General features: G+C 74.5%; 18 protein-coding genes. 10 read left to right on the forward strand and 8 right to left on the reverse strand.

Features of this window, described 5'->3' with window-relative positions:
• Positions 1 to 4 precede the first annotated feature (4 nt).
• The gene (locus O7633_RS19500; RefSeq protein ID WP_282323446.1) at positions 5 to 565 is read right to left on the reverse strand and encodes a phosphoribosyltransferase family protein; all 561 of its coding nucleotides are present in this window, start codon (positions 563 to 565) and stop codon (positions 5 to 7) included.
• Between the two features lie 229 nt (positions 566 to 794).
• Between O7633_RS19500 and O7633_RS19505 the strand changes: the two genes are divergently transcribed.
• From O7633_RS19505 to O7633_RS19520, 4 genes are all read left to right on the forward strand, one after another.
• Positions 795 to 1,451 carry a septal ring lytic transglycosylase RlpA family protein gene (locus O7633_RS19505; protein ID WP_282323447.1) on the forward strand — a complete coding sequence of 219 codons (657 nt, stop codon included), beginning with the start codon at positions 795 to 797 and terminating at the stop codon, positions 1,449 to 1,451.
• Positions 1,452 to 1,573: 122 nt separating this feature from the next.
• The gene (locus tag O7633_RS19510) at positions 1,574 to 2,701 is read left to right on the forward strand and encodes a PP2C family protein-serine/threonine phosphatase (protein WP_282323448.1); all 1,128 of its coding nucleotides are present in this window, start codon (positions 1,574 to 1,576) and stop codon (positions 2,699 to 2,701) included.
• 194 nt (positions 2,702 to 2,895) lie between these two features.
• Positions 2,896 to 4,752 carry an acyl-CoA dehydrogenase gene (locus tag O7633_RS19515; RefSeq protein ID WP_282323449.1) on the forward strand — a complete coding sequence of 619 codons (1,857 nt, stop codon included), beginning with the start codon at positions 2,896 to 2,898 and terminating at the stop codon, positions 4,750 to 4,752.
• A gap of 287 nt (positions 4,753 to 5,039) precedes the next feature.
• Entirely contained in the window at positions 5,040 to 5,309 is a 270-nt protein-coding gene (locus O7633_RS19520; RefSeq protein WP_043961115.1) for a DUF6458 family protein, read from the forward strand.
• Positions 5,310 to 5,447: 138 nt separating this feature from the next.
• Here O7633_RS19520 and O7633_RS19525 read toward each other — a convergent pair whose 3' ends face one another.
• The gene (locus O7633_RS19525) at positions 5,448 to 5,978 is read right to left on the reverse strand and encodes a histidine phosphatase family protein (protein WP_282323450.1); all 531 of its coding nucleotides are present in this window, start codon (positions 5,976 to 5,978) and stop codon (positions 5,448 to 5,450) included.
• A gap of 116 nt (positions 5,979 to 6,094) precedes the next feature.
• Between O7633_RS19525 and O7633_RS19530 the strand changes: the two genes are divergently transcribed.
• Positions 6,095 to 6,382 (forward strand): DUF6458 family protein, encoded by a 288-nt coding sequence (locus O7633_RS19530; protein ID WP_282323451.1) that lies wholly within the window; start codon positions 6,095 to 6,097, stop codon positions 6,380 to 6,382.
• 114 nt (positions 6,383 to 6,496) lie between these two features.
• Here the strand turns inward: O7633_RS19530 and O7633_RS19535 are convergent, their stop codons facing one another.
• Positions 6,497 to 7,174 carry a hemolysin III family protein gene (locus O7633_RS19535; RefSeq protein ID WP_282323452.1) on the reverse strand — a complete coding sequence of 226 codons (678 nt, stop codon included), beginning with the start codon at positions 7,172 to 7,174 and terminating at the stop codon, positions 6,497 to 6,499.
• 106 nt (positions 7,175 to 7,280) lie between these two features.
• Between O7633_RS19535 and O7633_RS19540 the strand changes: the two genes are divergently transcribed.
• Genes O7633_RS19540 through O7633_RS19550 form a run of 3 tightly spaced genes read left to right on the forward strand, consistent with a single transcriptional unit; the run spans position 7,281 to position 9,644 of the window.
• Entirely contained in the window at positions 7,281 to 7,943 is a 663-nt protein-coding gene (locus O7633_RS19540) for an allophanate hydrolase subunit 1 (RefSeq protein ID WP_282323453.1), read from the forward strand.
• Positions 7,940 to 8,911: a biotin-dependent carboxyltransferase family protein gene (locus O7633_RS19545; RefSeq protein ID WP_282323454.1), complete on the forward strand. Its 972-nt coding sequence runs from the start codon at positions 7,940 to 7,942 to the stop codon at positions 8,909 to 8,911. The genes O7633_RS19540 and O7633_RS19545 overlap by 4 nt, the downstream gene beginning before the upstream one ends.
• On the forward strand, positions 8,895 to 9,644 hold the full coding sequence (locus O7633_RS19550) for a 5-oxoprolinase subunit PxpA (protein ID WP_282323455.1): 750 nt from the start codon (positions 8,895 to 8,897) through the stop codon (positions 9,642 to 9,644). Before O7633_RS19545 ends, O7633_RS19550 begins: the two co-directional genes overlap by 17 nt.
• 95 nt (positions 9,645 to 9,739) lie before the next feature.
• On the opposite strand, the gene O7633_RS19555 is transcribed toward O7633_RS19550, so the two are convergent.
• Positions 9,740 to 11,572 carry an NHL domain-containing thioredoxin family protein gene (locus O7633_RS19555; RefSeq protein ID WP_282323456.1) on the reverse strand — a complete coding sequence of 611 codons (1,833 nt, stop codon included), beginning with the start codon at positions 11,570 to 11,572 and terminating at the stop codon, positions 9,740 to 9,742.
• 499 nt (positions 11,573 to 12,071) lie between these two features.
• A complete protein-coding gene (locus tag O7633_RS19560; RefSeq protein WP_282323457.1) occupies positions 12,072 to 12,533 on the reverse strand; it encodes a hypothetical protein in 462 nt (153 codons plus the stop codon).
• A gap of 70 nt (positions 12,534 to 12,603) precedes the next feature.
• Here O7633_RS19560 and O7633_RS19565 point away from each other — a divergent pair, with 70 nt between their 5' ends.
• Both O7633_RS19565 and O7633_RS19570 read left to right on the forward strand, forming a co-directional pair.
• Positions 12,604 to 12,759, forward strand: a complete 156-nt coding sequence (locus O7633_RS19565) for a hypothetical protein (RefSeq protein WP_282323458.1) — start codon at positions 12,604 to 12,606, stop codon at positions 12,757 to 12,759.
• Positions 12,760 to 13,760: 1,001 nt separating this feature from the next.
• On the forward strand, positions 13,761 to 13,910 hold the full coding sequence (locus O7633_RS19570) for a hypothetical protein (RefSeq protein ID WP_282323459.1): 150 nt from the start codon (positions 13,761 to 13,763) through the stop codon (positions 13,908 to 13,910).
• A 684-nt stretch (positions 13,911 to 14,594) separates the two neighbouring features.
• On the opposite strand, the gene O7633_RS19575 is transcribed toward O7633_RS19570, so the two are convergent.
• The 3 genes from O7633_RS19575 to O7633_RS19585 all read right to left on the reverse strand — a co-directional run bounded on the left by O7633_RS19575 (position 14,595) and on the right by O7633_RS19585 (position 19,500).
• On the reverse strand, positions 14,595 to 16,175 hold the full coding sequence (locus tag O7633_RS19575) for a recombinase family protein (protein WP_282323460.1): 1,581 nt from the start codon (positions 16,173 to 16,175) through the stop codon (positions 14,595 to 14,597).
• A 24-nt stretch (positions 16,176 to 16,199) separates the two neighbouring features.
• Positions 16,200 to 16,331, reverse strand: coding sequence for a hypothetical protein (locus O7633_RS19580; protein ID WP_282323461.1), 132 nt, complete (start codon positions 16,329 to 16,331; stop codon positions 16,200 to 16,202).
• Between the two features lie 121 nt (positions 16,332 to 16,452).
• Entirely contained in the window at positions 16,453 to 19,500 is a 3,048-nt protein-coding gene (locus tag O7633_RS19585) for a hypothetical protein (RefSeq protein ID WP_282323462.1), read from the reverse strand.
• Between the last annotated feature and the right edge of the window lie 117 nt (positions 19,501 to 19,617).

The raw sequence follows: 19,617 nt of genomic DNA on the forward strand, positions 1-19,617 counted from the left end.
GAGGTCAACCCTCGGCTGGGGTCAGCCGGTCGCCCTCGACCAGGCCGTGTATCCGCAGCTCGGCGGCGAGCGTGGGCGGGCAGTCGAGCACCACGGCGGAGGTGCCGAGGACCTCGGCGCCCCGGGCGGCGCAGATCGCGTACAGGGCGTGCAGTTGGGCGGCGGTGGCCACCCAGTCGTCGACGACCAGCACCCGGTCGCCGGGGCCGAGGTGCCGGTCCCGGACGCCCAGGTCGACCCGGCGGCCCCGGAAGTCCGGCGGGCTCTGCGCCCAGGTCGTCGCCCCGGCGGGCAGCCTCCCGTCCCCCGCCTTGTGCGCGGGCGCGAAGCCGACCCCGAGGGCGGTCGCGGCGAGCGGGCCGAGCAGCAGCCCGGTCACGGCGGGGGCGAGCACCACGGTCGGTCGGGCGTCCCGGAACGGGGCGGCCAGGGCGGGCCCGAGCTCCGCCAGCACCGCCGGGTCGCGCCACCAGCCGGAGACGTCGCTGACCAGGTGGGTGCTCTGTGGGCCGGGGTCGATCCACCGGAACAGCTCGACGAGGCGTTCGCTCAGCTCAGCGGGCATGCCGACCATCCTGCGTCAGATCGACGCCCGGTGTCGTCCGGCCCACCCGGGGCCGAGCGGGCCACGCCGCCTCGGATGATCGGCCACACGTATGCGCTCAAATGCCACCATAGCGCCATGATCACGTTGACTTCGGAAGTGCTTCTCTCGTTACGGTCCGGGCCGGTTTGTTCTCCAGGACTTCGTTCTGAACAACGACTTCGTTAGCCACGACGAAAGGACCGGGCCCGTGGTTGGTAGGCACTCCCGTACCCGATTGTTCTCCTCGCCGGCCGGGATCGCGGCCACCGCGGCGGTCGGCGTCGCGCTCGCCGTCGGTGGCACCGTCGGCGCGGTGAGCCTGACCTCCGGCGAGGCGGCCCCGCAGCCGACCGTCGCCGACGTCCCGGCGAGCGCCCCCACCACCGCGGCCACGCCCTCGGCGTCGCCCAGCCCGAGCGCCAGCGTCCCGCCCAGCCCCAGCCCGTCGCCGACGGTCACGGCCAGCCCGAAGGCCACCCGGAGTCAGGCCGCCTCGCGGAGCAGGCCGCGCACCGCCGCGCCGAAGCCGGCCGCCACGAAGGCGACCGCCACCAAGAAGCCCACCCCGACCAGCAACGTCGTCGACAGCGGCTCGTGCGGGGCGTCCTTCTACGACGAGGGTCAGCTCACCGCCAACGGGGAGAGCTTCGACCCGAGCGCCATGACCGCCGCCCACAAGACCCTGCCGTTCGACACCATGGTCCGGGTGACCAACCCGGCCAACGGCAAGTCGGTCACCGTCCGGATCAACGACCGGGGACCCTTCATCGACGGCCGCTGCCTCGACCTGTCCCGGGCCGCGTTCGCGGCCGTCGCCTCCGTCGACGTCGGGGCGCTGACCGTGCGGTACGAGGTCCTGGGCTGAGCCGATGACCTCGGGCGGGGGGCGGCGCGACCGGGGCCGGACCGGCCGCCGCACCGACCCGGCCGGGCAGAACATCCTCGGCCGACGGGCCAGGCTCATTCACCGGTTCACGTCCATCAGGCATGCTGTCCCACGTACGCATGCATGCCTTCCAGTCGGGCCGTGGCCCGCTGAGCCCCGGATCCCGCGCCGGCCTCGGCGCGGCCCTCGTCCTGCTCGCGATCATCTCCGGCGTCGAGCTGGCGGACGGCCGCTGGGCGCACTACGTGGCGCTGATGGTCGCCGCCCCGTTCCTCGCCGCGGCGCTCGCCTCCTGGCGGGTGGTGCTGGGGGTGGGCGCCGCCGCGACCGCGATCGGGTCCGCCTTCGCCCTCGCCGAGCCGAGGACGTCGCTGGTCACCGCCGTCAACGTGGCCGGCATCGCGCTCGCCACCGGCATCGCGGCGGCGGTGGCCGCCGTGCGGCAGCGGCAGGCCGAGCAGATCGCCGAGCTGTCCAAGCTGGCGGCGGTGGCCCAGCAGGCGGTGCTGCGTCCGCTCGGCCCGCAGGTGGGGACCCTGGCGGTGGCGGGGCGCTACATCTCCTCGACGGCGACGGCCGAGATCGGCGGCGACCTGTACGAGGCGATCGACACCCCGTACGGCGTCCGCATGATCATCGGTGACGTGCGCGGCAAGGGGCTGGACGCCGTGCGGCTGGCGAGCATCGTGCTGGGCTCGTACCGGCACGTCGCGTACGAGCGGGCCGACCTGCGGGCGGTGGTCGCCGACCTGGACCGGGCGGTGGCCCGCAACGTCGGCGACGAGGACTTCGTCACCGCCGCCCTGGTCGAGGAGCGGGGCGGCACCCTCACCATCGTCAACTGCGGCCACCCGTCGCCGCTGCTGCTGCGCCGGGGCGCGGTGATCCCCCTCGAACCGCCCGCGCCCGCGCCGCCGCTGGGCTTCATGCCGGTCGTGCGGCCCCGGGTCGAGCGCCTGGAGCCGGGCGACCGGCTGCTGCTGTTCACCGACGGCCTCGGCGAGGCGCGCCGGGACGGCGAGTTCTTCCCGACGGCCGACCGGGCCTGGCGGCTGCTCGGCCACGGCACGGTCGGCGACGGGCTGGCCTCGCTGGAGACCGCCCTGGTCGAGTGGGTGCACGGCCGGCTCGACGACGACATCGCCCTGGTCCTGATGGAGTACGCCGGCCACAGCGGCGGAGTGACCGCCCCCGTGCCGAGCTGGGAGGTCGGCGCGGCCGAGGGCTGAGCCGACCTCCCCGCCGCTCCGTACCGCCCGCGCCCCGCCGCTTCCGGCCCGCTCCCGCCGAAGGCCCGGGACGGCCGAAGCGCGGGTGTGTAATCGCCGTCACTTCCATGTTGAGCTTGTCGCTGCCTACCCGCGAGTAATACAGTCGGGGTTACTGATCGGTAACACCTGTCCGGGAAGCGGGGCCAGCGAGCATGACCCACTACAAGAGCAACCTCCGGGACCTTGAGTTCAACCTCTTCGAGGTCTTCGGGGCGGACCGGGCGTTCGGCCAGGAGCCGTACTCGGATCTTGACGTCGACACCGCGCGCAGCTTCCTCGTCGAGGTGGACCGCCTCGCCCGCCAGGACCTCGCGGCGAGCTACTCGGACAGCGACCGCAACCCCCCGGTCTTCGACCCGGCCACGCACACCGCGCCGCTGCCGGAGCCGTTCAAGAAGTCGTACCGGGCGTTCATGGAGTCCGAGTTCTGGCGGCTCGACCTCCCGCCGGCGCTCGACGGCACCAACGCCCCGCGCGCCCTCTGGTGGTCCCTCGCCGAGCTGGTGCTCGGCGCGAACGCCCCCGTCTGGATGTACGCCTCCGGCCCGTCCTTCGCGCACGTGCTGCACGTCGAGGGCACCGAGAGCCAGAAGAAGTGGGCCAAGCTCTTCATCGACAAGCAGTGGGGCTCCACGATGGTGCTCACCGAGCCCGACGCGGGCTCCGACGTGGGCGCCGGCCGCACCCGGGCGATCCCGCAGCCGGACGGCTCGTGGCACATCGAGGGCGTGAAGCGCTTCATCACCTCCGGCGAGCACGACCTCAGCGACAACATCGTGCACTACGTGCTGGCCCGCCCGGTCGGCGTCGAGGGCGTCGGCGGCCCCGGCACCAAGGGCCTGTCGCTCTTCGTCGTGCCGAAGTTCCACTTCGACCCGGAGACCGGCGAGCTGGGCGAGCGCAACGGCGTCTACGCCACCAACGTCGAGCACAAGATGGGCATCAAGGTCTCCAACACCTGCGAGATGACCTTCGGCGAGCACGGCGTGCCGGCGAAGGGCTGGCTGCTCGGCGACAAGCACGACGGCATCCGGCAGATGTTCATGATCATTGAGTACGCCCGGATGATGGTCGGCACCAAGGCCATCGCCACCCTCTCCACCGGCTACCTCAACGCCCTCGAATACGCCAAGAACCGCGTCCAGGGCGCCGACCTCGTCCAGCAGGCCGACAAGACCGCGCCCCGGGTCACCATCACCCACCACCCCGACGTGCGCCGCTCGCTGATGCTCCAGAAGTCGTACGCCGAGGGCCTGCGCGCCCTGGTCTGCTACACCGCCTCCTGGCAGGACCAGGTCGCCATCGCCGAGGCGGCCGGCGACGAGCAGGCGACGAAGATCGCCAAGCGGGTCAACGACCTGCTGCTGCCGCTGGTCAAGGGCGTCGGCTCCGAGCGGGCGTACGAGATGCTGGGTCACGAGGCGCTACAGACCTTCGGCGGCTCCGGCTTCCTTCAGGACTACCCGCTGGAGCAGTACGTCCGGGACGCCAAGATCGACACCCTGTACGAGGGCACCACCGCGATCCAGAGCCTCGACCTGATCTTCCGCAAGATCGTCCGGGACAACGGCAAGGCCCTCATGACGGTCGCCGGCGAGATCCAGGAGTTCATCACCTCCGAGGGCGGCAACGGCCAGCTCAAGCAGGAACGGCAGGCGCTCGGCAAGGCGCTCGCCGAGGTGCAGACCATCCTCGGCGTGCTGACCGGCTGGCTGGGCGAGGCGCAGGGCGGCGACGCCCGGGCGCTCTACAAGGTGGGCCTCGGCAGCCGCCGGTTCCTGCTGGCGATCGGCGACCTGGTCGTCGGCTGGCTGCTCCAGCGGCAGGCCGACGTCGCCCTGCGCGCCCTCGCCGGCGAGGTCTCCGCCGCCGACAAGGCGTTCTACACCGGCAAGGTGGCCGCCGCGAAGTTCTTCGCCCGCGAGGTGCTGCCCCGCCTCGGCGCCGACCGGCGGATCATCGAGAACACCGACCTGGAGCTGATGGACCTCCCGGAGGAGGCGTTCTGAGCCGCTGACGCACCACAGCGGCCTCCAGACGGCCGGCGAGTCCCCCAACTCGCCGGCCGTCGCCGTTCCGCCCCGTCTCGCCGGCCGTCGCCGCCCCGCCCCGCCCCGTCCCGTCCCGCCCCGCCGGCCGTCGCCGTCCTGCCCCGCTTCGGTGACCCGTGCCGAACGGTCCCGTGTGTCCCCTATCGCCGGTCGCATCCCGGGTACTTGCCGGGCCGGGCGGGTAACCGAGGCCCGGACGTCGTCAGTGAACGCCCAGAGCCACCGCACGTGGGGGTGCAGCGCACATGGGCATTGGTAGTGGAATCTTCCTCATCGCCATCGGCGCGATCCTGACCTTCGCCATCCGGGCCAACGTCTGGTGGGTGGATCTGCGCGCGGTCGGCTGGGTCTTCATCCTGGCCGGGTTGGCCGTGCTGCTCACCACGCTCTGGTTCTGGCAGGACCGGCGCAAGCGGGCGCGCACCCTGATCGTGGAGGAGAACAGGCTGTCGCATCCGACCGCCATGATGCCGCCTCCGCCCGATCCACCGCCGCCCACGGCACCGCCCTCCTGAGGCCCGCCGCCCGCCCGCCCACGCCGGCCCGCCCGCCCGGGCCGGCCGGCGTGGGCGGTCGCACCTCGGGCGTTCGCAGGTGTTAACAGGGGTCCCCTGTACAACGGAATGCGTTAACAGGGGGCCCTTCCTTGCGCCTCAGGCGCGGGCGGTGTGGCGGGCCACGATGTCCGCGCGGCGCAGCTCGGCCCACGGGACCGGTGCGCGGTGCACCACCAGGTCGGTGGTGCGCAGCCCCTCCTGGTCCGCGCGTTCCGGGTCGAGCAGCGCCGAGAGCAGCGAGATGCCCGGGTTGTGGGCGACCAGCAGCACCGTCGCCGCCTCCGCCGGTGCCGACCGGACCAGCGCCAGCAGCTCCGCCGGGCGTGCCTCGTACGCGCCCGGCTCGTAGCGCACCTGCGGCGCGGGGCCGGCCGGCCCCGCCTCGTCCGCCGAGCCGGTCATGCCCAGCTGCACGCCGTGCCAGGTCTGCCGGGTGCGCCGCGCGGCCGAGCAGAGCACTACGTCGGGCAGCAGGTCGTGCCGGGCCAGCCAGGCTCCGGCGGCGGCCGAGTCGGCGTGCCCCCGCGCGGTCAGCGGTCGCTGGACGTCCGGGCCGTTCGCCGGCGCCTCCGCCTTGGCGTGCCGCAGCAGCACCAGTGTCCGTTCCGTCCCTCCGGCGTCCGTCATGGGCCCAGCTTGCCCGATTGACGATCGGAGCGCCTGGGTATGTCGATGGGTGCCGCAACCTCATCCATGGCCGCGGCGGGTAGCAGCGCCAGCTGACAGCCAAGGAGGCGACGAAAATGGGCATTGGTGCCAGTATCTTCCTCATCGCGCTGGGTGCGATCTTCGCGTTCGCCGTGCAGGCCGACCTGGGGTGGCTGAACCTCGGCGTCGTCGGCTGGGTGCTGATGCTCGCCGGGGTCGTCAGCCTGCTCACGACGCTCTACTTCTGGAACCGGGGCCGCCGGACGGTGGTCGCCGCCCCGGTGCGGCAGAGCCGCGTGGTCGCCGACCGGGTCGTGCCGGTGCAGGGCGAGCCCGTGGTCCAGGAGTACCGCGAGGTGCGCCGCCCGGGTCGCACGGTCTGACCGGTCGCCGGCCCGCACGGGCCGCGAACGCCAAGGACTCCGGGGGCCCCGCAACGGCGCGGGGCCCCCGGCGCATGCCCGGGGCAGGGGACCAGGTGGAACCAGGGTGCGGGCTCAGGCGAACAGGGCGAAGTAGATCGCGATGTGGTGGCAGATCGCCGCCACCAGCGTGCAGGCGTGGAAGAACTCGTGGTGACCGAAGACGGTGGGCCACGGGTTGGGCCGGCGCAACGCGTAGAAGACGGCGCCGACGCTGTAGATCGCGCCGCCGACGGCGAGCAGCACCAGCGCGGTCACGCCGCCGGAGTGCAGGATCTGCGGCAGCATCGCCACCGACACCCAGCCGAGCGCCAGGTAGAGCGGTGCGGAGACCCAGCGCGGCGCGTGCGGCCAGACCAGTTTCACGGCCACCCCGCCGAGCGCGCCGCCCCAGACCAGGGCGAGCATGGTGGTCGCCTGCCGGGCGTCCAGCAGCAGGACGCAGAACGGGGTGTACGTGCCGGCGATGAACACGAAGATCATCGAATGGTCCATCCGGCGCATGATCTGGTAGCCGCGCTCGGACCACACCCGACGGTGGTAGAGCGCGCTGGTGCCGAAGAGGCCGCAGACCGTCAGGCTGTAGACGAGGCAACTGGCCAGGGGGGACCAGCCGGGGCGGCCGGCGGCGATGGCGCAGAGCACGATGCCGCAGACGAGCGCGGCGAAGAACGCGTAGGTGTGCAGCCAGCCGCGCATCCGCGGCTTCCCGATGTCGACCGGCTTGAGTCGAAGCGGTGCGGAGGTCGTCACGCACCCAGGTTACGGCACCGTAGGTTACCGTCAAGTAGTGCCGATCGTCACCGGATCCAGGGGTCCGGTGGCCCTGCCGGAGCCACCCGTCGGGAATCATGGCGGGATGCGGATCCGGCCCGTCGGCGCGCACGCCCTGCTGCTCGACTGCGACGACACCGACCAGGTGGAGGCGTGGCGCGCCGAGCTGACGCGCCGCCGCGTCGCCGGCGAGCTGACCGCGGTCGAGATCGTCCCGGCGGCCCGTACGGTGCTGCTCGACGGGGTGCCCGACCCCGACCGGGCCGCCACGCTCGTGGCCCACTGGACGCCCTACCCCGCCGACCCGGCGGGACCCGCCGGCGCCACCCCCGCCGCCGGCACGACGCCGACCGGCGGCACCCCGCCCGCCGAGGTCGAGGTCCCCGTCACGTACGACGGAGCGGACCTGCCCGTCGTCGCCGGCCACTGGGGCGTGGACGTGCCCGAGGTGATCGCCCGCCTCACCGGCACCCCGTTCCGGGTGGCCTTCTGCGGGTTCGCGCCCGGTTTCGCGTACCTGACCGGGCTGCCGCCGGAGTGGGCGGTGCCCCGGCTCGCCACCCCCCGCCCCCGGGTCCCCGCCGGCTCGGTCGCGCTCGCCGGCCCGTACGCCGGAATCTACCCCGGCGCGTCGCCCGGCGGCTGGCTGCTCGTCGGGCGCACCGGGCTCACCCTGTTCGACGTGACCGTCGACCCGCCGGCCCGGCTCGTCCCCGGCACCCGGGTACGCCTGGCGGCGACCGCGTGACCCGCCCGCCCGGTCCCGGCCCGGCGCGCCGGCTGGAGGTGCTCCGGGCCGGGGCGCTCACCACCGTGCAGGACCAGGGCCGGCCCGGCTGGGCGCACCTCGGCGTCCCCCGGTCGGGGGCGCTCGACCCGGCCGCCCTGCGGCTGGCCAACCGCCTCGTCGGCAACCCGGAGGACGCCGCCGGCCTGGAGATCACCCTCACCGGCTGCACGCTGCGCCTCACCCGGGCCGGCACGGTCGCGCTCACCGGCGCGGACGCCGACGTGTGGATCGGCCGCGGACGGCTGGTCGATGGACGGCTGGGCGGCGGGCACACCGGCGACCCGAACACCGGCGACGCGCGGCGGACCGGCCCGCGCCCCGGCGACCGGCCCGGAGACGTCGGCCGCCCCCTGGCCGTGCCCGCCGGGGCGACCGTGCGGATCGGCCCGGCCCGCACCGGACTGCGCACCTGGCTCGCCGTCGCGGGCGGGATCGCCGTGCCACCGGTGCTCGGCAGCCGGTCCACCGACACCCTCTCCGGCCTCGGCCCGCCCCCACTGCGCGACGGCGACGTGCTGCCCCTCGGCGACCCGGCCGGCGACCCCGCCCCCGTCGACGTGACCGTCGGGCGGCCCGCCCCGCCGCTGCTGCGGCTCCCGCTGCGCCTCGGGCCCCGCGACGACTGGTTCACCCCCGCCGCGCTCGACCGGCTGCTCGGCACGCCTTACACGGTGAGCCCGGTCAGCAACCGGGTCGGCGCGCGACTGACCGGCGCGCCGCTGCCCCGCGCGATCGCCGGGGAGCTGCCCAGCGAGGGCCTCGTGCTCGGCGCGGTGCAGGTGCCCGCCGACGGCCAGCCGCTGATCTTCCTCGCCGACCATCCCACCACCGGCGGCTACCCCGTCGTCGGGGTGGTGGACGACGTGACGCCGCTCGCGCAGGCCCGCCCGGGGACTACGGTGACGTTCCATGGACCTCAACGCTGACCTCGGCGAGGGATTCGGCATCTGGCGGCTCGGCGACGACGAGGCGCTGCTCGACCTGATCACCTCGGCCAACGTCGCCTGCGGCTTCCACGGCGGCGACCCGTCCACCATGCGCCGGGTCTGCGCCGCCGCCGCCGAGCGCGGGGTCGCCGTCGGGGCGCAGGTCGGCTACCGCGACCTCGCCGGCTTCGGCCGCCGACACATCGCGTACGCGTTCGGGGACCTGCGCGACGAGACCACCTACCAGCTCGGCGCGCTCGACGCGTTCTGCCGGGTCTACCGCACCCGGGTCCGCTACCTCAAGCCGCACGGGGCGCTCTACCACGCCGTGTCGGCCGACGAGTCGCAGGCCGCCGCCCTGATCGCCGCCGTCGACGACTACGACCGCGACCTGCCGGTGCTCTGCGCCCCCGGCTCGGTGCTCGCCCAGCTCGCCACCGGCGCCGGCCTGCGGGTGGTCGCCGAGGGCTTCGCCGACCGGGGCTACCTGCCCAACGGCACGCTGGTGCCCCGCACCGCCCCCGGCGCGCTGGTCACCGACCCCGAGCAGGTGGCCGCCCGGGCCGTCCGGATGGCCACCGAGCAGACGGTGGTGGCCGTCGACGGCACCGTCGTGCCCTGCCCCGTCGAGTCCATCTGCCTGCACGGCGACACGCCGGGCGCGGTGGCGTCCGCCGAGCTGGTGCGGGCCGCGCTCCTCGACGCGGGGGTCACGCTCACTCCGTTCGCGTGAAAGGAGGGGCACCTTGTTAACGCCTTCTGTATAGGAAGGGCCCCTTCCTAACGCACCCAGCGCCGGCGCGCGGGCGGCCGGCGGGGCGCAGGCTGTCAGGCGTCCAGGCCGCGCAGGACCAGCGGGAGCCGCGCCGGGCCGCCCTCGACGACCCGCACCGGCACCCCCCAGTCCTGCCGGGTCAGGTGGCAGGCCGCGTGCTCCACGTCGGCGTCGCACGTCGCCGCCTGCGCGGTCACCTGGAGCACCCCGCCGGCCACCGACCCGTCGACCACCAACCGGCGGGACAGCTCCGTGCCGGTGCCCGCCCCCGCCACCAGCAGCTCCGGCGGCGACGCCGAGACCACCAGCCGCGTCGACGGCCCGTACGTCTCGTCCAGCTTCTGCCCCGGTGCCGGGGTGAAGACCACCTCAAGCGTCACCTCGCCCGCCGCCACCTCCATCGGCTTCCGCTCCGTGCGGTGCCGCGGGCCGTCGACCGTGCTCGCCCCCACGGCCGACAACGCGCCCGGGGCCAGCCGGGTCAGCCGGTGCGCCGCCGACTCGACCACCAGCACCCCGCCGTCGGCGGTCAGCACCACGTCGCTCGGCTCGGCGAGCCCGTCGGCGACCGTCGACACCTGACCCGTGGCCGGGTCGAAGCGGCGGACCGCCCCGTTGTAGGTGTCGGCGACCAGCACCGAGCCGTCCGGCAGCGCGCACACCCCCAGCGGGTGCTGGAGCAGCGCCCGGTCGGCCGGGCCGTCGACGTGGCCGAAGTCGAACAGGCCCTGCCCGACGGCGGTGCCCAGGACGCCGTTCTCGACGTACCGGATGGCGCTGGTCTCGCTGTCGGCGACCCAGAGCCGGCTGCCGTCGGCCGAGACCGAGAGGCCGGACGGCTGGGCCAGCCACGCCTCGGCCAGCGGCCCGTCCCGCAGCGCCTCGACCGTCGTGCCGGCGTACATGCCCGCCGTGCGGCGGACCGGGTCGAACCACCAGAGCTGGTGGATGCCCGCCATCGCGACGATCACCCGGTCGTCGTACCAGGCCAGGTCCCAGGGGGAGGAGAGGTCGACCGAGAGCGAGTCGTGCGCGTGGTCGTCCACCGTGGAGCGCCACTGCCGGCCGGTGCCGGCGACGGTCACCACCTCGCCGGTGGCCAGCCGCACCCCGCGCAGCAGGTGGTTGACGGTGTCGGCGATGACCACGTCGTAACCGGCCACCTCGGCCACGTGCTCCGGCAGCCGGCAGAGCCCCTGCGGCTCGGAGAAGGTGGCGACGCCGGGCGGCCCGTCCGCGCGCCCCCGGACGCCCGCGCCGATCCGGCGCACCAGCGTCTCGCCGTCGGGGGCCAGCTCGACCAGGGAGTGCCGGGCCGAGTCCGACACGAGCAGGTTCCCGCCGTCGACCGCGAGGGCCTTGCCGGGAAAGCGCAGGGCCGTCTCCGGCTCGGCGGGTGGCACGTACGGGCCGTCGCCCCGGTGCAGGGTGCCCTTCGCCTCGTGGGTGGCGACCAACTCGTCGACCAGCCGCGCCAGCCCCTCGGCGTGGCCCTCGCCGGCCATGGTGGCCACCACGTACCCCTCGGGATCGATCACGGCGAGGGTCGGCCAGGCGCGGGCCGCGTACTGCTGCCACATGTCCAGCTCGGGGTCGTCGAGGACGGGGTGGTGCACGCCGTACCGCTCGACGGCGGCGGCGACGGCGGCCGGGTCCTTCTCGTGCTCGAACTTCGGCGAGTGGATGCCGACGACGACCAGCACGTCGGCGTACTTCTCCTCCAGGGGGCGCAACTCGTCGAGCACGTGCAGGCAGTTGATGCAGCAGAAGGTCCAGAAATCTAAGACGGTTATACGACCTCGCAGATCCTCCAAGCGGAGGACCTTGCCGCCCGTGTTCAGCCACTGCCGGCCCCGCAGTTCGGGCGCGCGCACGCGTGCACTCATGGGCCCATCCTGCCTCACCAGGGGCGACCAGCCAGCGCGACGGGGCGGCGGGAGAGGCGTACGCGATAGCGCCTCGCCGAAGGTCAACACGGCGGACGCCGTCCGGTAACGGCCGTCCCGCAGGCGGTAGACCTCGGGCGGGCCAACGGGCCGCGACAGGTTACCGGCTGCAACTAGGGCGGTGTGGTCTTGGTTCCGGCGAGCCTCGCCGGACTCGACACGGCGGACGGTTACGGCCGTGAGACTGGCCCTGACCACAACCGCCGGGTACGCGTCGTCGCCGACGACGATCGTCGCGGGGGAGCCGACAACGGGGCGCGAGTGCGTCGGGGCGGAAACCTGAACCGCGAAAGGCATAGGCGACAAGGTAGCCAGCGTGGACGACAATCGCCCGGCGGCGCGAGCGTGTGAACGCAAGAACGCTCCGACCCAGGCGCGGACCGGGTCGGGGCGCCTTCTGTCGTGCGGGGTCAGGCGGCCGGGCCGCCGAGGGCGCGGGTCAACCGCAAAGGAGGGCGTTCACGCCTACGGTGCCGTTCGCGAAGACGGCGCCGTTGTTCATCATCTTGTGAAAGATCCGCTGACGGCGAGCACGTTCACCGCCGTCGAGCCAGGCGCCGCTCTGGCCGACGATCGCGTGTGTAGGGGTGAACGGCGCGGTGTGCAGGAACGTGGCGAGGCCGCTCGCGTTGGTGGTCATGGTGGAGGTCTGCCAGTGGACGCGGCTACCTGTGCCGGTGGCAACGCTTCGCCCCGCGCCGGTCCCCGCGGCGTCGACCGTGAGCGGGCCGACGATCTCGATGCCGCCGGTCGGGGCCAGCCGGACGCGGGACGTCGCCGCGCCCGCGCCACGCGCCTCGATGGTCACGGCCACTTCGCCGAGGCGGACGGTGGTAAACCCGGCGGGGCTGTTACCGCCGCGGAGGTACACATTGCGCTCTGCATCGGTGCTCCCGCCCACGACGAGGGGGTTATCCGCGTCCGCGCCTCAGAGGACCCAGCGGACCGCGGGTTCGCCCGTCGGCGTGTAGATGGCTTCGCCGATCTCTAGCCGGTTTCCGGTCGCTGCGGTGCGGATCGTGCCGCCGATGATCGTCGCGCCGGTGATGTCCTGGCCGTCGATCGCGCCGGCCTCGATCGCGCCGGCGGTGACCGCACCCGCCGCGATCGGCGCGGCCGGCGCCTGACTGACGAGGAATCTGACTAGCTAGCCGCCGTCGCGGTAGGGTCTGGACGTGGACGCCTTCGAGGCGCAGGCCGCCGCGATCAAAGCCAACCCGGACCAGTACCGGGAGCTTGATCGGTTGAGCTGTGATTGTTCTCGGCCGCACACCACCATCGCCGTCCTATACGCCGGGGAGGGCGGCCAGGTCTGGCTCTGGACGCCTAGCGGCCGAGGGCCCGTGAACCGTCCCGGCCAGCCCTCTAGCGGCCCGATCGAGCCGGGGCGGCGCCCTCCCCGCGCCGTTCCTCTCCCGCGCCGTCCGGGCGACGTTGCCTATTCGGCAGTAGCCGTTTGCTCGCGCTGCCGCACGGGCCTTTTGCTGTTGCCCGACATCGGCGTCATTCGCCAGGTTCCCCTCGGCGCTCCGACCTGGGCGCGCGTCGCCGAGTAGGTTGCCGTGCTGCGGTACTCTGACCGCAAAACATGATGCCTGACCGGGATCGGCGAACCTGACTCGCGCGCCTTGGCCGCCGCGAGGATGACCCCGAGGGGGGTTGCTTCGCCGTGCCCGCACTAGAGCTCTTCACCAACGCTGGACCATGGGCCCTAATCGCTGTCCTGGTCGCCTACGCAGTGCCTCGCCTTATCGTCGCCTTGGTCGCGTTGTTCAAGGTCCCGCCAGAAAGGTTGCCGGCTGTCCTGCGGGCGCTGGCCGACCTGTTCCGAATTCGGAGCTAACCGATCGCAGACGCGCGGGAGCGCCCGTCCCCTCATCGGGCGGGCGCTTTGCTGTCGGCGCACATACGACGCACTGCGCTCAGTGCGCCCGAATGCGCACAGTCTGCGTGGTGAACGGCTGGGCTGACGCCTCCCCCGAATGGATAGATCAACTGCACTACTGCGAATAGTTCTGCATAGCTTCCCGGCGGCGATGACGGAGCGCGGTGATCCGCAGACGAAGCGCAACGCACAGCGCAAAAGGGCTGCGGGACACTAACCCCGAAGCGTCCTACCTTCGACAGCGTGACGACCGAAGAGCAGACAGGCAGCGCGCCGCGCGACCGGCACGGCCTGATCCTCGAATACCTGCGGACTGCCCCGGGCTTCCTCTCGAGCCTGAGCGCCCTTCTCGCGGCGGTGACGGGCCTTGTCGTTGCGCTGGCGGCCCGATGACCGCCCCGCGGGCTGCGGGACCCAGCCCAAGGGCCGACCCCAGGGGCAGCGGCCAGGCGTCCGCCAACGCGGGCACCGTCGCACCCTGGCGGCGCCTCGTCGGCAGGCAGGTAGCGCCGGGCGGTGCGGTCGCGGACGCCCGAAGAGCGCCCGCCGCCGGCGTAGGGATGGGCGCCCTTCGCCTTGTCCGCCGGGCGTGACCCGGGCGGGCGCCGAGCAGAGCTGGGCGTGTGGCGGGCGTACGTCGGGCGGGTAGCTCGGGCGGTGCCGGGCGTCTCGCCGGGAGACGCCCCGCACCCGCCCGCGCGTCAGGCGGACCCGAGAGCGTCCGCGAGAGTGACGACCGGGACGCCGTACTCGGCGGCGTAGGCGGGTTCCCAGAGGTCGTCAGCGCCGGGCAGCGTGACGACCAGAGCGGCGCGCTCGACAGTGTCCTAATCGGCGGCGACCGCCGCGAGGAGGTCGTCTACCAGAGCCGAACGGCGTCGCGGTGGCGACCTCGAAGCCGAGGCCCAGCAGGGCGGCAGCGAGCGCGGCGATAGAGCGCGCGGGGGCGGCGACGTAGGCGAGGGGGTGGATAGTGTTGAGCATTAGCGGAACCTTTGATGTTCCGTTAGGGCCCTGGTCAGCGGCGGAATCGCTCGGCTGGGGCCTGCCTTTTGGCTGTTGATGCGTGGTGAGGTCTCAGGCGGCGGGCCGCGAGGTCGTACCGTCCGCCCAGGTGATCACCAGTCGCTCGGCGGGCTTGAACCGTACGCCGCGGGTGCCCGCGCGGGTAGCGGTGACCTTGGCAATGGCGAGGCTGAGGAGTCCCCGGCGCTCGAGCTCGGGCAGATCGAAGAACGCGGGCACGCTCTGCGCCAGGTCGAGGAGGGGCGAAATATCGGCCTCGGAGATCGGGATAAGGGCTAAGGTGTCCTCGGCGGCCTTGACCTTCGCGCGCAGCTCGGGCATGACCTCGGCCGCGTCCTCCTCAGTGAACGCCCCCGAGGCGGCGAGGCGGCGCACGCGGGCGAGGTCGGCGCGGGCGGCGTCTAGGGCGTCCTGAGCGGCATTACGGGCGGCGATGTCGTCGGGGGCGACGCGGGCGACCCATGCATCGGCGACGGCCTCTAGCAACGGGTCGCCAGGCTCCAGAGCGGCGAGGCGGCCAAGGAAGGCGAGCGACACGGCGTCCTCGGTCTCGGCGGTAGGGGCGGTGAACCCGGCGCAGTCTCGGCCGTTGCCGTACCGACCGCAGCGATAGACCTTCTTACCGACCGCCCCGCTCTGTGCCGTCCGGCCGTCGCACTCGGCGCAGCGCAGGATGTCGGCCAGCAGCGCGGCCGAGCGCCGGTCGCCGCGCCGGACGAACCGCCCGCCCTCGGCGAGGGTTGCCGAGCGACCATCGAGGGCGTTCAGAATGCGGGCACGCTCGCCCGGGGTGATGACGCCTTCGCCGACGCTGACGGTCTGGCCGTGCTCGTCGCGAAACGGCTCGGCGATCGTCGCCCAGCGGCCCGAGGCCGAGCGCTCGCGGATGCTCTGAAGGCCCGCCCAGCCGGGCGAGCGGACCATGCTGGATACGGTGCCAATGCCCCAGGACTTTCCGCGCGGCGAGGGCACGCCGTTGTCGTTGAGGCCCTTTACGGTCTGCCAGATCGTCCGCCCGGCGAGCAGTTCGTCAGCGATGCGCCGGGCGACCGGGTAGGAGTCGGGATCGCGGGCGAGTTGGCCGTCCGCGACGCGCAGACCGAACGGGGCGGGGCCGCCCAGCCAGCGACCCTCGGCGCGGCGGAACTTCTTCGCGCGGCTGACCCGGCGCGATAGGTTCTCGACCTCCTCACAGGCGATTTCGGCGCGGATGATGAGTTCCAGCCGGCGGCGTGGGTCGCCTGTGTCGGTGCCGTCCGCGCCGACGATCCGCCGAGAGCCGTCGGCGTGCTCGTCCAGCAGTTTGCCGATCTCGACCGCGCCTCGGCGGTCGGCGCGGTCCAGCGACCACGCAAGGAGGGTCCGGAAGCGATCACCGACGCGCAGGCACTCTAGGCCCTTCGTCCACTCGGGGCGGGCCTTCAGTGAGAACCGGGACGCGCCGGTTCCCTCGCGTTCGATGAAGACGTATACGACGATGAGGCCGAGGCGGGCCGCGAGGTCGCGTAACTCGGATTCCTGTTCGGCTAGCGACCGGCCGTTACGGGCGTCGCCTTCGGCGTGGCGGTGCGACCGTCGCAGGTAGAGGGCGCAGCAGCGTGAGGGGTCTAGTGGTTCGTGGGGGCGGGTCATGCGGCGAGCGTAGGGCCGAGATCGTTAGACCGGCAAGGATGTCCAGAAGTCGGCAATGGTGATCTTGCCGCGCAGGTCGGCCAGCTTCAGGTCCCGCCCGCCGGTGTTCAGCCAGCCCCGTCCGCGCAGCTCGGGAGCCCGTACTCGTGCGCTCATGCCCCCAGTCTGCCCGACCGCGAGGCCCCGACCGGCCGGCACCCCGCGCGGCCCGGTCACACCCCCGGGCGTACGACGGGGGCGGGGCCACGACGGTCCGTGGCCCCGCCCCCGGGGGTCGCTACTTGGCGGCCGGCTTGAGGCAGAGCACCTTCTTCGGCACGTCGCCACGGAGGACGACGTGCGGCTGGGCCGGGTCGGCGCACTTCTCCTTGGCCTCGACCTTGGACACGATCGTGAACGATCCGGCCTCGCCGCAGGTGGCCGCCGTGGCGTTGCCGCCCGACTGCTTGACGCAGGAGCCGACGGCCGGGTCGAACGCCTTCGTGTTGTCGCCGCCCACCTTGCCGAGCAGCATGAGCAGCCCCAGCGGCACCGCGAGGATCAGCACGGCGGCCACCAGCACAGCCGCCAGCACCCGGCCGTTGCGGACCTTCGGTGGCGGAGCCTCGGCCTTCGGCGCGTCCGCCTCCGGCTTGAACGCGTCGAACCGGCCCTGCTCCTCGGGCTCCTGGCCCCAGGCGGGGCCGGACTGCGCCCCCTGCGCCGGGAAACCGACCTGGGTCGGCTCGCCGTACGGGGCGGGACCGTGGCCGGGCATCGTGCCCTGCCCGGCGGTGGCCCCACCCATCGGGCCGCCGAACTGGTCGCCCGGTCGGTCGCCCTCGTGGGGGCGGACGCCGTTGACGGGCCGGTTGCTGGCCGGCGGGTCCACGAAGGACGGCACCCCGGGCGGGAAGGTCGGCGGGGCCGCCGCGCCGGCCACCCCGGCCGCCGGGCCGTCGCCGAAGCCGTGGGGCTGGCCGGCCTGCCGGTCCGGGGCGTCGAAGCGCTGCCCCGCCTGTGGCCCCCGGTCGTCGAAGCGCTGCGGCGGACCGACATCGTCGAACCCGCGGTGCTGGTCGCGCCCGTCGAAGCCGCCCGGGTGGTCGTGTTCGGGGGAGCGCCGTTGCGGGCCCGGCTCGTCGAACCGACCCGGCTCCTCGAAGCGCCCCGGGGCATCGTCGAACCGGCCCGGCTCGTCGAACCGGCCCGGGGCATCGTCGAAGCGACCCTGCGGGCCCGGCTCGTCGAACCGCGACGGTGGCGGGTTGTGCTCGGGGCGGAACGGGCTCTCGTCGGCCGGCTCCGGCTCGTCGGCCGGCTCCGGGCGGGCCGGCCGGCCGTACACCCGGGGCTGCGGCGCGGGCGCGCCGCCGGGGTGCAGCGCCTGGTCGGTGGGGGGCACCACCCGGCTGGCCATGGGCACGGAGGCGCTCGCCGAGACGCTGCCCACCGCGCCGGCTCCGATCTCCCCGGCCTCCGCCGGGGGTACGGCGGCCCGGGCGGCCGCCCCGGACTCGGGCGAGACCCGGGGGGCGGGCACGAACGGGGTGCCCTGCGGGTGCGGCTCCTCGGCGCGGCCCCAGCCGGCACCCGAGTCGGGCGCGTACGGCGGCGGGGCGCCCTCCCGACCCGACGGATCGCCGGCCGCCGGAGGTTCGATCGCCGGTGGGAACTGGGCCGGCGGGGCGTAGTCGGCCGGCGGCAGGGCGGCCAGGCTGGCACCGGGCACGCGCTGCTCCTGCGGCGGCAGCGGCACGGCGTTGGCCGGTGAGATCCCCGGCCCGGGGGCGGGCTGGTAGAGCGGACGGTCCTCGGACCGCTCGGGCTCCCAGCCGTTGCCGGCCTGCTGCGGCGGCGCGGCGGTCTCCGCCTCGGTACGCCCCCACGCCTCGCCCGGTGCCCACGGCTCGACATCCGGCATGACCGGCCGGTCGGCCCGGTCGGCACCGGGCCGCTGCGGGCTCTCGCCGGGCGTCGCCCAGGCGGGTGGCCCGTCCGTGCCGACGGTGGCGGTGGCCCGCGCCGGTGGGACGGAGGTCGGCTCGGCCGCCGCCCAGTCGGGAACCTCCGGCCGGTCGTCCTGCCGCTGCGGCACCGCTGCCGCGCCCCACGCGCCGGGCTGTCCCGACTCGTCGGCTGCGGCGGGCCAGGCGTTCGGCTGCGGCTGATCGTCGGCGTGGACCGCCGTGGCCGCCCACCCACCGGAGCGGGCGGGGTCGTCCTGCGCGGCGGCCCAGTCCGGGGGCGGGGTCGCCTGGCCGGGCACGCGGGCGGCTCCCCGGGCGCCGGACTCGGCCTGGCCCCACGGGGCCGGCGGCTGCTGCTCGACCGGCCCGCCGAATCCGGGCTGCCCGGACGCGCCGTCGAACGTGGGTTGCGCGGCCGGGCCGCCGAATCCGGGCTGCCCGGACGGGGTGGCCTGGCCCGCCTGGCCGGGGGCGTCGGGTTGCTCGGCCCGTGGCCAGCCACCGGAGCGGGCGGGGTCGTCGGCCTGCTGCGGCGTGGTGTTCCAGCCTTCTCCGCTGGCGGGGCCGTCGGCCTGTTGGCCGCCGTTCCAGCCGCCGGAGCGGGCGGGGTCGTCCTGCGCGGCGGCCCAGTCCGGGGGCGGGGTCGCCTGGCCGGGCACGCGGGCGGCGCCCCGGGCACCGGACTCGGCCTGGCCCCACGGGGCCGGCGGCTGCTCGGCCGCGCCCGCCCAGGCCGGGGCCGACTGCTCGGGCTGCGTGGCCCAGGCCGGCTGGGCCGGCTCGCCGTTCGGCGCGCTCACGGCGGCCCGGCCGGGGCTGGCCGGCTCGTTCTGCTGCCAGCCCGGTGCCTGCTCGTTCTGCTGCCAGCCTGGGCCGGACTGCTCGTTCTGCTCCCAGGAGGGCTGCGTCGCGGCGGCCGGCGGCCCCCAGGCGGCCGGGCGGTTCGGCTCCGGCTGCTGCGCCGGCACCTGGGCGGCACCCCAGGCGGCGGTCGGTGGCTGCTCGCCCTGCGGGGGCGTGCCCCAAGCGGCGGTCGGCGGTTGGTCGCCCGGTGCCGCGCCCCAGTGGGGAGTGGCCGGCTGGTCGCCCTGCGGCCCGGCACCCCAGGCAGCCGGCGGCGGTTGCTCGCCGTGGGGAGGCGCGCCCCAGGCGGCGGTCGGCGGCTGCTCGCCCTGCGGGGGCGCGCCCCAAGCGGCGGTCGGCGGCTGGTCGTTCTGGGTAGCCCAGGCGGGGGCGGGCGGGTTCGGCCGGGCCGTGGGGGGCGGGGGCGCCCAGCCCAGGTCCGGGTTGGCGACGCCGTACGGCGCCGGTGCGCCGGTGCCCGGCGACACCTCGTCCGGCTCCTGGCCGGGGTGGTGCGGGCCCTCGGACGTCATCGGTGCGCCTCCTCCATCACATGTCGGCCGCCGATGCCGACGGTGCGTCGGCGTGGGTGCCGGTGTGGCCGGCGGTGCCGGCCGTGGGGACTCCCCGCACCGTATCCGGTGGCCGCC

Source organism: Micromonospora sp. WMMD712 (assembly GCF_029581295.1).
Taxonomy (GTDB): domain Bacteria; phylum Actinomycetota; class Actinomycetes; order Mycobacteriales; family Micromonosporaceae; genus Micromonospora; species Micromonospora carbonacea.

What these genes read in the sequence shown, in the direction of transcription:
- O7633_RS19580 (WP_282323461.1), bottom strand. Translation starts at nt 16,331, where the DNA reads ATGAGCGCACGAGTACGGGCTCCCGAGCTGCGCGGACGGGGCTGGCTG.
- O7633_RS19575 (WP_282323460.1), bottom strand. Translation starts at nt 16,175, where the DNA reads ATGACCCGCCCCCACGAACCACTAGACCCCTCACGCTGCTGCGCCCTC.
- O7633_RS19550 (WP_282323455.1), top strand. Translation starts at nt 8,895, where the DNA reads ATGGACCTCAACGCTGACCTCGGCGAGGGATTCGGCATCTGGCGGCTC.
- O7633_RS19555 (WP_282323456.1), bottom strand. Translation starts at nt 11,572, where the DNA reads ATGAGTGCACGCGTGCGCGCGCCCGAACTGCGGGGCCGGCAGTGGCTG.
- O7633_RS19540 (WP_282323453.1), top strand. Translation starts at nt 7,281, where the DNA reads ATGCGGATCCGGCCCGTCGGCGCGCACGCCCTGCTGCTCGACTGCGAC.
- O7633_RS19530 (WP_282323451.1), top strand. Translation starts at nt 6,095, where the DNA reads ATGGGCATTGGTGCCAGTATCTTCCTCATCGCGCTGGGTGCGATCTTC.
- O7633_RS19500 (WP_282323446.1), bottom strand. Translation starts at nt 565, where the DNA reads ATGCCCGCTGAGCTGAGCGAACGCCTCGTCGAGCTGTTCCGGTGGATC.
- O7633_RS19565 (WP_282323458.1), top strand. Translation starts at nt 12,604, where the DNA reads ATGGCTTCGCCGATCTCTAGCCGGTTTCCGGTCGCTGCGGTGCGGATC.
- O7633_RS19525 (WP_282323450.1), bottom strand. Translation starts at nt 5,978, where the DNA reads ATGACGGACGCCGGAGGGACGGAACGGACACTGGTGCTGCTGCGGCAC.
- O7633_RS19515 (WP_282323449.1), top strand. Translation starts at nt 2,896, where the DNA reads ATGACCCACTACAAGAGCAACCTCCGGGACCTTGAGTTCAACCTCTTC.
- O7633_RS19510 (WP_282323448.1), top strand. Translation starts at nt 1,574, where the DNA reads ATGCTGTCCCACGTACGCATGCATGCCTTCCAGTCGGGCCGTGGCCCG.
- O7633_RS19520 (WP_043961115.1), top strand. Translation starts at nt 5,040, where the DNA reads ATGGGCATTGGTAGTGGAATCTTCCTCATCGCCATCGGCGCGATCCTG.
- O7633_RS19585 (WP_282323462.1), bottom strand. Translation starts at nt 19,500, where the DNA reads ATGACGTCCGAGGGCCCGCACCACCCCGGCCAGGAGCCGGACGAGGTG.